This window comes from Nostocoides australiense Ben110, assembly GCF_001050535.1.
Lineage (GTDB): Bacteria > Actinomycetota > Actinomycetes > Actinomycetales > Dermatophilaceae > Nostocoides_A > Nostocoides_A australiense.
Genome location: NZ_HG764815.1, coordinates 1,798,890 through 1,809,913, shown reverse-complemented (window position 1 = coordinate 1,809,913; position 11,024 = coordinate 1,798,890). Strand labels below are relative to the sequence as shown.

At 68.8% G+C, this 11,024-nt stretch carries 10 protein-coding genes and 2 pseudogenes; 6 read left to right on the top strand and 6 right to left on the bottom strand.

Annotated features, from left to right (window positions below):
- From BN11_RS23575 to ispG, 3 genes and pseudogenes are all read right to left on the bottom strand, one after another.
- Nucleotides 1-285 (bottom strand): annotated as a pseudogene (locus tag BN11_RS23575) (DEAD/DEAH box helicase); the annotation flags it as partial.
- A gap of 188 nt (nucleotides 286-473) precedes the next feature.
- Nucleotides 474-1,355: a GNAT family N-acetyltransferase gene (locus tag BN11_RS08705; protein WP_235435420.1), complete on the bottom strand. Its 882-nt coding sequence runs from the start codon at nucleotides 1,353-1,355 to the stop codon at nucleotides 474-476.
- A gap of 19 nt (nucleotides 1,356-1,374) precedes the next feature.
- The gene (gene ispG / locus BN11_RS08700; protein WP_201329373.1) at nucleotides 1,375-2,505 is read right to left on the bottom strand and encodes a flavodoxin-dependent (E)-4-hydroxy-3-methylbut-2-enyl-diphosphate synthase; all 1,131 of its coding nucleotides are present in this window, start codon (nucleotides 2,503-2,505) and stop codon (nucleotides 1,375-1,377) included.
- Nucleotides 2,506-2,624: 119 nt separating this feature from the next.
- Here ispG and BN11_RS08695 point away from each other — a divergent pair, with 119 nt between their 5' ends.
- The 5 genes from BN11_RS08695 to BN11_RS08675 are packed head-to-tail and all read left to right on the top strand — an operon-like array spanning nucleotide 2,625 to nucleotide 7,357.
- Complete coding sequence (locus BN11_RS08695) at nucleotides 2,625-3,071, top strand: hypothetical protein (RefSeq protein ID WP_048696664.1); 447 nt, start codon at nucleotides 2,625-2,627, stop codon at nucleotides 3,069-3,071.
- An 11-nt stretch (nucleotides 3,072-3,082) separates the two neighbouring features.
- Nucleotides 3,083-4,756: a phenylacetate--CoA ligase family protein gene (locus BN11_RS08690; protein ID WP_235435419.1), complete on the top strand. Its 1,674-nt coding sequence runs from the start codon at nucleotides 3,083-3,085 to the stop codon at nucleotides 4,754-4,756.
- The gene (locus BN11_RS08685) at nucleotides 4,753-5,214 is read left to right on the top strand and encodes a hypothetical protein (RefSeq protein WP_048696661.1); all 462 of its coding nucleotides are present in this window, start codon (nucleotides 4,753-4,755) and stop codon (nucleotides 5,212-5,214) included. The genes BN11_RS08690 and BN11_RS08685 overlap by 4 nt, the downstream gene beginning before the upstream one ends.
- A gap of 11 nt (nucleotides 5,215-5,225) precedes the next feature.
- Nucleotides 5,226-6,344 (top strand): GNAT family N-acetyltransferase, encoded by a 1,119-nt coding sequence (locus tag BN11_RS08680; RefSeq protein WP_048696659.1) that lies wholly within the window; start codon nucleotides 5,226-5,228, stop codon nucleotides 6,342-6,344.
- Nucleotides 6,341-7,357: a nitroreductase family protein gene (locus tag BN11_RS08675; RefSeq protein ID WP_048696655.1), complete on the top strand. Its 1,017-nt coding sequence runs from the start codon at nucleotides 6,341-6,343 to the stop codon at nucleotides 7,355-7,357. Before BN11_RS08680 ends, BN11_RS08675 begins: the two co-directional genes overlap by 4 nt.
- 59 nt (nucleotides 7,358-7,416) lie before the next feature.
- Here BN11_RS08675 and BN11_RS08670 read toward each other — a convergent pair whose 3' ends face one another.
- Nucleotides 7,417-7,827 carry a YccF domain-containing protein gene (locus tag BN11_RS08670; protein WP_048696652.1) on the bottom strand — a complete coding sequence of 137 codons (411 nt, stop codon included), beginning with the start codon at nucleotides 7,825-7,827 and terminating at the stop codon, nucleotides 7,417-7,419.
- A 4-nt stretch (nucleotides 7,828-7,831) separates the two neighbouring features.
- Nucleotides 7,832-9,160, bottom strand: coding sequence for a M50 family metallopeptidase (locus BN11_RS08665; RefSeq protein WP_048696649.1), 1,329 nt, complete (start codon nucleotides 9,158-9,160; stop codon nucleotides 7,832-7,834).
- Between the two features lie 202 nt (nucleotides 9,161-9,362).
- On the opposite strand from BN11_RS08665, the gene BN11_RS08660 reads away from it, so the two are divergent.
- Nucleotides 9,363-10,337, top strand: coding sequence for a hypothetical protein (locus tag BN11_RS08660; protein WP_157044048.1), 975 nt, complete (start codon nucleotides 9,363-9,365; stop codon nucleotides 10,335-10,337).
- Nucleotides 10,338-10,339: 2 nt separating this feature from the next.
- On the opposite strand, the pseudogene BN11_RS08655 reads toward BN11_RS08660, so the two are convergent.
- A pseudogene (locus tag BN11_RS08655) lies at nucleotides 10,340-11,024 on the bottom strand (1-deoxy-D-xylulose-5-phosphate reductoisomerase); the annotation flags it as partial.

The following is an 11,024-nucleotide window of genomic DNA, read 5'->3' as shown; positions in this document are numbered from 1 at the left end:
ATCACGGCGCTCGTCCCGGCCGTAGGGACGCGACCCGCGGTCATCACGGCGGTCGTCGCGAGAGGGGCGGCGATCGCGCGGATCTGATTGCGCGGCATACGAATCGTCGCGGCGGCGCTTGCCCTTGTCGGATGACTCGGGCCGCGCGGGCTTGCCGTCGACCCAGCGCGGCTTCTTCGCGCGTGGCGCGTCGTCGGCACCGCGCTTGCCCTTGCCGACGTCCTTCTTCTTGGCGGCGGCCTTCTGAGCGGCGCTCCAGCGGGGTTTCTTCTTGGGGGTGGTCATGGGTGCGCCGTCTCGAGGGCTCGGACGAGGTGGGGCATGGTGTTCCGTTCTTTCAGGCCGCGAGACGCCGGATGGATGCGCCGGGCAAACAATCCATGATACCGGAGGTGAGCAGGCTTCCCGACCGGTCACCGGCACGGAGCAGCGTCACTTCAGGACCGTCACTTCAGGACCGTCACATCAGATCGTCACATCAGGACCGTGGCGAAGGTGCCGATCTGCGTCATCCCGATGCGTTCATAGGTCGTTCGGGCGGCGGTGTTGAAGTCGTTGACATAGAGCGTCGCCAACGGGGCGACGTCGGCGAGGACGTGCTCGACGACGGCCGCCATGGCGCTGGTCCCGAGGCCGTGACCGCGCAGTTCCGGAGAGACCCAGACGCCCTGGATCTGAGCGCAGTCCAGCGCGACCGAGCCGAGGTCGGCCTTGAAGATCACCCGGCCGTTCTCGACGATGACGTAGGTGTGCCCCTGATCCAGCAGGCGCTGCAACAGCGACCGGTAGCCGCGTGAGCTGCCGCGATAGGGCGGGTAGCCGATCTCATGCGTGAACATGTGTTCGGCCGCGGGCAGCACGAGATCGACCTCACCGGGCCGCGCGCGCCGCACGCGCTCGTCTCCGACGACGCCCAATCGCGACGGTGGGGTTCGGGTCGCCAGATGCGGCTGATTCGACCGGACGGCGCGGACATTCGGCCAGCCGGACTCGAGCAGCTCCCACATGCCCAGCACCTGTTCGGCGGGCCCGAGGAAGGACGCGGCCCGCCGGTTCCATTTGCGCACCCGGTCGGCGATCGGCCCGCGGGTGTATGCCGTCGTCTCGACGGGCACGACATTGGCACCGGCGAAGCACAGCGACTGCAGTTGCCCGTCCTCCTCATACCCGACCACGCTCTGTCCCGGTCCGGCCATCCCGGCCTCGAGCAGGCGGGCGGCGACGAAGACATTGTCGGCAGGGTTGCGTGCGCACAGCCCCAACGCGGCATCCAGGTCGGACGGCGTGAGGACCCGCGTCGGTGTCCGGGTGCGCAGCACGTCCCCTAGCCTGCCCTGTCCGGCAGGTCTAGTCACGGATTGCGATGGTGACGATTCAGCCGACGGTGACCGTCGGGGCGCCCGACAGGTCGTCGACGGGCTCGCCCATCTCCTCGGCCAGGCGCATGGCCTCCTCGATCAGCGTCTCGACGATCTTCGACTCGGGGACGGTCTTGATGACCTCGCCCTTGACGAAGATCTGCCCCTTGCCGTTGCCCGAGGCGACGCCCAGGTCGGCTTCGCGCGCTTCCCCCGGCCCGTTGACGACGCACCCCATCACGGCGACGCGCAGGGGCACGGTCATACCCTCGAGTCCGGCGGTGACCTCCTCGGCCAGCTTGTAGACATCGACCTGGGCCCGCCCACACGACGGGCACGAGACGATCTCCAGTTTGCGCGGCTTGAGGTTGAGGCTCTGCAGGATCTGGATGCCGACCTTGACCTCCTCGACCGGCGGCGCCGACAGCGAGACCCGGATGGTGTCGCCGATGCCGCGCGAGAGCAGCGCCCCGAAGGCGGTGGCCGACTTGATGGTGCCCTGGAACGCCGGGCCGGCCTCGGTGACGCCGAGGTGCAGCGGCCAGTCGCCGCGTTCGCTGAGCATTTCGTAGGCGCGCACCATGACGACGGGGTCGTTGTGCTTGACGGAGATCTTGAAGTCGTGGAAGTCGTGCTCCTCGAACAGGCTGGCCTCCCACACGGCCGACTCGACGAGCGCCTCCGGGGTCGCCTTGCCGTATTTCGCGAGCAGCCGCTTGTCGAGGGAGCCGGCGTTGACGCCGATGCGCAGCGAGACCCCGGCCTCCTTGGCGCGCTTGGCGATCTCGCCGACCTGGTCGTCGAACTGGCGGATATTGCCCGGGTTGACGCGCACGGCGGCGCAGCCGGCGTCGATGGCGGCGAAGACGTACTTCGGCTGGAAGTGGATGTCGGCGATGACGGGGATCTGGCTCTTGCGCGCGATGGCGGGCAGCGCGTCCGCGTCGTCCTGGCTCGGGCAGGCGACCCGCACGATGTCGCAACCGGCGGCGGTCAGTTCGGCGATCTGCTGCAGGGTCGCGTTGACTTCGGCCGTCAGGGTGGTCGTCATCGACTGGACCGAGATCGGGGCGTCGCCGCCGACATCGACCTTGCCGACCTTGATCTTGCGGGTCGGCCGGCGCGCAGCCAGGACGGGCGGGGGCATCGCGGGCAGGCCGAGAGAGACGCTCACGGGGCACGATTATCCCTCACCAGGATCGGCGGTATGCCGTCCGCGCCCGCAGGTCAGGGAACCGGCACCGGATCTGCACGCGTCGCACGGCCATGACGTTGACACCCGACCGCGCCGGTTCCGGCGCGACGCGCCTGGACGGCACTTTGGTTGCGCTGGAGCGGGCCGAGGCGGCGGGCCGCACGGCGAGGCAGGCCCTTGCTGACGCCCGGCTGGCCCTCGGGACGGCTCGCGGCTGGGCCGACGCCGGGCTCTCGAGCGTGATCGACCTTCCCGACCCGGGCGTGCTGCGTGCACTCTGCGACGAGGAAACGGGAGAGTCCGCGGTTGCGCTGCGCACGCACATCCTGCACGCCCAGGACACGGCCCACAGCGCCGAGGCGCTGATCGCGCAGGGCATACAGCTGATCGGGCAGGAGCTGGTCGATGCGCTGGAACGGCTCCGCACGGAGCGGATCCGCCGCAGCCCGATGCCACACGACCAGAGGGGGAAAAGATGGGGCAAGTTACTCACTCGCGCCCGGGTGGCGGCTCACTAGAGTTCCAGGGCATGACGCAGGGGATGCAGGCGATGCGGGGAGACGCGATCGAGACGGCTGGTGACCGGGCCGGCCGGAACGCCGGATTGGGCCGGCGGATATGGGAGTCGACCGGAGCAGGCCTGGTGCGGCGGGGACTGCTCAAGGGCTCGGCGCGGGCGCTGACGGGGGTCTACGGCCTCTACAAGGTGCACCCCGCGGTGTGGCGCTGGACGGCGCGGAACTACCACCCGCAGATGGAGAAGCTCGCGCGACTGCATGCCTGGATGACCTGCCAATTCGCGTATCTGGACGTCCCGGCATACAAGGAACATTTGCGGCACAACGATTTTCAGTTCAAGTGGTTCGACCTGACGAGCTACCCGCCGACCGACAAGGACGGCTATGTCAAGAAGTTCACCGAGGAGGCGCGCTGCTGGGAGGGCCACCTCGACCGCGTCGGCACCGTCGTCGACGAGTCCTCCGGCTCCTCCGGCACGCCTTTCAACTGGGTGCGGGGCAAGCGGGAACTCGACACCATCCACCGCAATGTCGCCGGCTTCACCACGCAGGTCTACCCGCGGCGACGGCTGTTCGTCATCAACGCGTACTCGATGGGCGCCTGGGCGACCGGCACCAACACCGGCATCGCCATGGCGAAGATCGCGATGGTCAAGAACACCGGGCCCGATCTGGACAAGATCGTCGACACCATCACCCACTTCGGGCCGACCTACAACTATCTCGTCACGGCATACCCGCCGTTCTTGAAGGACCTGCGCGACAAACTCGACTCCGTCGGATTCGACTGGGACAGCTACAAGCTCTACGGGATGGTCGGCGGCGAAGGCATGACCGAGGCCCTGCGCGACTACTGCGAGGAACGCTTCATCCGGGTGCTGTCCGGCTACGGCGCGTCCGACCTGACGATCGGCATCGGCGGCGAATCGCGGCTGACGGTGTGGCTGCGCGATCAGATCGTCAGGGACGAGGCGTTCAAGGAAGCCCTTCTGGGAGAAGGGGAATCGCGGATCCCGATGATCTTCCAGTACAACCCCCTCGAGACCTATCTCGAGACCAACGACAAGGACGAACTGCTCTGCACGCTCAACAGCACGACCGTCCTGTCGCCGAAGCTGCGATACAACATCGGTGACGAGGCCAAGCTGTTGACCTTCCCGGGGCTGGAGGCCCTCATCGCCAAGCGCCCCGACCTGGAATCCGGCTTCCGGGAGGCCCAGAGCATCGACCGGATGAAGCTGCCCATCCTTCTTCTGTATGGACGCGCCGACTCCACCGTCAGCTTCATGGGCGCCAACATCTATCCGCAGGACGTCGAATACGGTCTCTACGAAGGCAATCCGCGTGCCAACGAGATCGAGGCGTTCATGCTGACGCTGGAGGAGACGACGGATCTCGATGCGCGCCCGGTCGTCAATATCGCCACGCGCGAAGGAGTGCATCTCGACGACGGCAGCAAAGCCGAACTCGGGAAGGCCTGCGAGACGGGCATCGTCGAACACCTGATGAAGGTCTCGCGCGACTTCCGGCAGTCGGTCGAGGAGGATCCGTCTTCGACGCAGATCGCCGTACGCGTCCACGACTTCGAGACCGGACCGTTCGAGGGCGGTCAGAGCAAGATCAAGAAGGTCTACATCCGCAAGGACCAGCCGGCGGACCCGGCGCAGGCGGAGGCGGCGTCATGAGGACCACCGACTTCTCGAAGGCGCCGCGGCGCGCCCAGGCGGAGGCGATGTTCATCGGGTCCACGCGCTACAACTCCCTCAAGGAGTGGGCCATCCTCTCGATGCGCTGGCGCACGTTCGTCAAGCGGATGAAGGCGATGCCCGGCTATTGCTGGCACAAGGTGTATTGGGAGCCGCCTTACACGCTCGGGACGATCGCCTACTTCGACACCATGGAAGACCTGCTGACGATCGCCCGCTCCCCCGAGCACCGGCAGCTGATGCGATGGGTTGCGGACGGCACGGACGACCAGGCGACCGCCGGGTTCATCCGCCTCTATCGCGCCGAGCCCCACGGCTACACCAACGGCATCTGGCGCGCCGAGGACACGAGCATGGCGCACATCGAGGAGTACACCCCGCTGCCGGGCGACACCGGTCCCAAACCCGTCGACGACCCGGCCAGCGAGATCCGCTGACCATCGCGAGCATGACGCAGATCGCGATCGAACGGGTCGTCACCGAGGCGCAGTTCCAGGAGTTCGCCGACCTGCCGGTGCGCCTGCACGGCCACGGTCGGCACGTGCCGCTGCTCCAGCCGGTGCTGCACGCCTGGTGGACGGGCCACTTCCCGCAAGCGGAGCACGGGCCCGTCGGATTCTTCCTCGCCCGCCGCGAAGGTGCTGCTGTCGGCCGGATCTGCTTGCACCACAACCACCTTTTCGACGACAAGATCGGTGCCGAGGCGCAGTTGTTCGGCCTGTGCGAGTTCGCCGACGCCGAGGTGTTGGCCGCCCTGCTGGGCACCGTCGAACGGGAGGCTCGCGCGGCGGCCCGCACCTGCCTGGTCGGGCCCGTCGCCCTGCTGCCCAACCAGACCGGCGGCGTGATCACCTCCGGCTTCGGCGAGCGCGGATTCATGGACTCGCCGTGGAATCCCGACTACTACCCCACCGCATACGAATCCCTCGGGTGCACCAGGATCTTCGCGGGCGCGACGTGGATCTGCGAGAACTTCGACAACCTGGACCCGGCTACCACGTTCCGCTTCGACGACGCCCGGCTGGCGGCGGAGGGGCTGAACGTGCGGCGCGCCTCCCGCTGGCGGCTCGGTCGCGACCTGGAGTCGATGCGGGCGGTGCTCAACACCGCCTTCGCCGTGCTGCCCTACTACACCCAGATCTCCGCCTCCGACCTCGCGGCCCAGACCGACGGGCTCGAAGTCCTCCTCGACGAGGCGCTCTTCCTCCAGTTGTTCAAGCACGACGAACCGGTGGCATTCGTGCTCGCCGTCCCCGACATCAGCGAATTCGTCATGGCCCGCGGTGGCCGCCTCGGGATGCGCGACCAGCTTGCCCTCGTAGCCACCCGCCGGCGCTATCGCACCGATGCCATTCTCATCATCAAGGGCACCCACCCGGACGCCCAGGGGAAGGGGTACCTGACGCTGCTCTCCCGCGAACTGCTCCGCGGTCTGCAGGCGGGCGACTATCGCCGCCTGCGCAGCACCTTCGTCGAGGACGCCAACGCGGGCTCGGCTGCGCAGTACGAACGCATGGGCGGCCGGCCGTTGCACGAGACGACGTTCTATCGCAAGGAGATCCGGTGAGCTGGGTCGAGGAGGTCTTGGCGGCACGCGCTGTCTGGCAGCGGGCGCCAAGCGCTCACAACACCCAGCCGTGGGTGCTGACCCCCGACGCCGATCGCCTCGTGCTGTCGTGGGACCCGGACCGCGAACTCGTGGTCGCCGATCCGACCCGCCGCGACCTGTGGCTCTCCCTGGGCGCGCTCGTCGAGGCGATCGCCATCACCGAGGCCGGCGCCGGCCGGCAGCTCGACGTGGACTGGCAGATCGATGCCCACCACCACCGCGCCGCCGTGCTGACCGACGGTGGACCAGGATCGGCGTCCGATGATTCCTTTGCTGGGCAACAGTTCTCGACCGACGAGCTGCTGCGCCGACGGACGGCTCGGGGGCCGTATGCCGCGACTCCCGTCGCCGAGTCCACTGTGGACGACATCGCGGTCGCCGCCCGTCTCGCCTCTACCGGGCTCGCCCTCGCGTTGGTCCCGGCACCACTGGTCGAGGTGCTCTTGCCCGCGTCGGATCGGTGGAGCTACTCCTCGCCCGCCCAGGTGGCCGAGCTGCGGGGCTGGCTACGGCTGGACCGGAACCACCCGGCGCACCGCCGGGACGGGCTCAGCTACGAGGCCCTCGCGATGACCGCCCTCCAGGCCCGTGCGCTCCGAACAGCCCTCTCCCCCAAGGGCTGGGCCATCCTGCGCCGCCTCGGCGGCCCGGCGTTGCTCGCAGCTGCGGGAGGCATCGACGGTCTCGGGACGGTGGTGGCGCTGCATACGACCCGGGACGCAGCGGCCGACCCCGTGCACGTCGCGGAGTCGGGGCGCGCGCTGTTGCGCGTCTGGCTCGCCGCCGGCCGCCACGGGCTGTCAGCCCACCCGCTCAGCCAACTCATCGATGCTCCGGCCACGGCGGAGAAACTACATGCAGCCCTCCCGGGCCGAGATCGCTTCGCGCTCAACGTTTTCCGGATAGGAGTCCCAAAGCGGGTGCTGCCGCCTTCCAGCCGGCTGACGAGGTTCAATCAGGCGACGGGCTGAGCGCTGTGTGCGACCTGGTCAGGAGGGTCTCGGCGGGTTCGCCGGCCGTGCACCCGCTCCTACGCTCGATAGAGCACGCGCATCTCTGGGCGGAGGGCGGCGACGGGCACGATGTCCTTGCCGAACGGGACGCAGGTGACGGGCAGCATCTTCAGGTTGCCCAGGGCGAGCGGGATGCCGACGATGGTCAGCGCGCAGGCGATGGCGGTGGCGATGTGGCCCAGAGCCAGCCACCAGCCGGCCAGGACGAACCACAACACATTCATCAGCGCCGACCCGGCGCCGGCGTGCGGTTTGGCGACGATGACATTGCCGAATGGCCACAGCGCGAAGATCGCCATGCGGAAAGCGGCGATCCCGAAGGGGATCGTCACGACGAGCAGGCACATGATCACGCCGGCGGCGAGATAGCCGAGCGCGAGCCAGAAGCCGGCGAAGACGAGCCAGATCAGGTTGAGCAGCGTCTTCACGCGATCACCCGCGCAGCCGGACGGGGTTGACGATGTCGGCATACATCAGCAGCACCGACATGACGATAAGGAGCGAGGCGACGGCATACGCCAGCGGCAGCGCCTTGGTGACGTCGACCGGGCCCGGGTCAGCCTTGCCGGCCAGCTTGAAGGCCCGTCGCTTGAGGCCCTCCCACAACGCGCCGGCGACATGCCCGCCGTCGAGCGGCAGCAATGGGATGAGGTTGAAGACGAAGAGTGCGAGGTTGAGGGAGCCGAGCAGCGCGACGAGGGTGATGACCTTGTCGGACGTGCTGCCGAAGTCGTCCGCGGAGGCGACCTCGCCGGCGACGCGCCCGACACCGACGACCGAGATCGGGCCGTTGATATCGCGTTCGCCCTCGCCGAAGGCGGCCTTGGCGACCCCGACCATCTTCTGCGGAATGTTGAGGATGACACCGGCCGTCTGCGAGATCTGTTCCCCGATGATGCCCGGAACGGCGCTGACCGGCTGCTTGACGAGCACAGGCGTGCCGGCCGCGCCGAGGAAGCCGGCCGTCTCGGTCTTGTAGGTGCCGTCCGTGTTGGTCTTGGGTATGCCGTACTTGTCGTAGACCGGCAGGGTGGTCGCCATCGGCGTGGCCGTGACCGTGCGACGCTGGCCGTCGCGCTCGACGACCATGGTCAGCGGCTTGTCGGCGCTGCCTCGGATCAGCGCGCGCGCGTCGTCCCAGGTCTGCAGTGCGACACCATTCATCGAGACGACCGTGTCGCCGGGCTTGAGCCCGGCCGCATTGGCGGGGGCGATCGGCATCTCCGCCGTGCACTCGGTCTTGCTCGACTGGGCAGCCTGGGTGGTGTCGACGCACTGCGACACCGAGGACAGCTTGGCGCTCGTGACGGAGACGCCGTGGAGTGTGGCGAGGCCGGTGAGGACGATCGCCGCGATGAGGAGGTTCATCAGCGGTCCGCCCAGCATGACGGTGATCTTCTTGGGCGTGGAGAGCTTGTAGAAGACGCGGTCCTCGTCGCCGGGCCGGATCTCCTCCATACTCTGGCCGCGTGCCTCGTCGCGCAGCTGGGTGAAGCGGCCGGTGCTGGAGACGCGCTCGCCCTCGCCGGGGCGGGGCGGGAACATGCCGATCATGCGGATATAGCCGCCGAGCGGGATGGCTTTGATGCCGTATTCGGTCTCGCCGCGCTTGGTCGACCAGACCTTGGGCCCGAAACCGACCATGTATTGCGGCACGCGCACCCCGAAGCGTTTGGCCGGGACGAGGTGCCCGATCTCGTGGAGCGCGATGGAAGCGCCCACGCCGAGCACGACGATGAGCACCCCGATCAGATAAAGCATTGTCCGTCCCTTGAATCACGAAACCGGTTGGATCACGACAGCGGTTGGATCACGACAGCGGTCGCGCACACGTTCAACGCCACACCCCGGCGATTTGATCCCGTCAGGGCCCGGGCCGCAGCGTGGCGAAGCCACGCACTGCCACCTGCGTCAAGACTAAACGGTGCCTGCGACACCGCGGCCACGTGCCAGACTGCCGCATGTGCCGGACCACACGACCCTGCCCGAGCGTGCCCTGCCCGGGCCTCCCCTGCCCCATCGTCCCCTGCCCGAGAGGCTTCTGGCCGCGCTGGCCACCGCGACGCCGGAGCTGGTGGTCGCCGCCGACGGACCCGGAGCCGGCCACTGGGCCGGTGCGCCGTATGCCGTCCGCGACGGCGCTCGCATCGTGCTGGCCTACCGCGTGCGCAAGCCGGAGGGCCACGGACGCGGGCTGGCGAACATCATCGCCGTCTCGGACGACGGCCTGACCTTCCGTGAGGTGGCCCGCGTCGAGAGCGGCACCTTCGGGGCGGCCTCCCTCGAACGGGCGGCGCTGGCCCGTCTCGCCGACGGCGGCTGGCGTCTCTATGTCAGCTGCTCGACCCCCGGCTCGAAACACTGGTGGGTGGAGGCGGTGGACGCTCCCACGCTCGAGGAGCTTCCGGTCGGCACCCGCGCGGTCGTGCTGCCCGGCGACGACACCGAAGCGTGGAAGGACGTCGTCGTCGACCGTGCTCCGGACGGCCAGTGGCGGATCTGGGCCTGCCGGCATCCGCTCGACGGCGGACCCGACGCAGCCGACCGGATGAGCACGTGGTTCGGCACGAGCACCGACGGTCTCGCGTGGCTCATGCACGGACCGGCCATGACGCCGACCGAGGGGGCGTGGGACCAGCGCGGTGCCCGGCTCACGGCAGTGCTGCCGGCCGACACCGAGGCAGGGTTGTCGGAGGCCTCGGGCATCGTGGCGCTCTATGACGGAAGAGCGAGTGCCGAGGAGAACTTCCGCGAGCGCACCGGCGTCGCGCTCGGCACACCGGACCGTCTGGTGGCGGCGGGCGGGCCGGTGCCCGCGGCATCCGGCCGGGCCTTGCGGTATGTCAGCCTGGTCCAGACACCGGCCGGCCTGCGGACCTACTTCGAGGTCACCACCGACGACGGCTCGCACGCCCTGGTCACCACGCTGGTTCCCTGACCTCAGTCCAGCTGGATGAGGGCGGTGGCGTGGGCCCGGGCCCAGGCGTCGGCGGCGAGCACGTGCTCGACGCTCTCGACCGGTGACCCGTCGTGGGCTTCGACGACACGGGCGACCGTGTCGACGATGTCGAGGAAGCCGATCGTGCCGTCGTGGAAGGCGGCCACGCACACCTCGTTGGCCGCGTTGTAGACGGCCGGATAGGTGCCGCCGGCGGTCCCGACCTGCCGGGCCAGCCGGACCGCCGGGAATGCCTCGTCGTCGAGGGGGTGGAAGTCCCAGGTCTGCGCGCGGGTCCAGTCGCAGGGCTCGTCGATGTCCGCCAGCCGCTCCGGCCAGGAGAGCCCGAGCGCGATCGGCACGAGCATCCGCGGCGGCCCCATCTGAGCGATGGTCGAGCCGTCGTGGAACTCGACCATCGAGTGGATCCACTGCTGCGGGTGGACGACGACGTCGATGCGTTCGAAGGGGATGTCGAAGAGCAGATGCGCCTCGATGACTTCGAGGCCCTTGTTGACCAGGGTCGCGGAGTTGGTCGTGATCACGCGGCCCATCGCGTAATTGGGGTGGGCCAGCGCCTGCTCCGGGCTGACCTCGCGCAGTTCGTCGCGGCTGCGGCCGCGGAACGGTCCCCCGCTCGCGGTGACGACGAGCCGGCGCACCTCGGCGTGGCGGGGGGGGCGGGCG

Bases quoted from the DNA above. Each gene is read 5' to 3' on its own strand.
- ispG (WP_201329373.1), bottom strand. From the start codon at position 2,505: ATGCCCCCGCCCGTCCTGGCTGCGCGCCGGCCGACCCGCAAGATCAAG.
- BN11_RS08695 (WP_048696664.1), top strand. From the start codon at position 2,625: ATGACGTTGACACCCGACCGCGCCGGTTCCGGCGCGACGCGCCTGGAC.
- BN11_RS08690 (WP_235435419.1), top strand. From the start codon at position 3,083: ATGACGCAGGGGATGCAGGCGATGCGGGGAGACGCGATCGAGACGGCT.
- BN11_RS08685 (WP_048696661.1), top strand. From the start codon at position 4,753: ATGAGGACCACCGACTTCTCGAAGGCGCCGCGGCGCGCCCAGGCGGAG.
- BN11_RS08680 (WP_048696659.1), top strand. From the start codon at position 5,226: ATGACGCAGATCGCGATCGAACGGGTCGTCACCGAGGCGCAGTTCCAG.
- BN11_RS08665 (WP_048696649.1), bottom strand. From the start codon at position 9,160: ATGCTTTATCTGATCGGGGTGCTCATCGTCGTGCTCGGCGTGGGCGCT.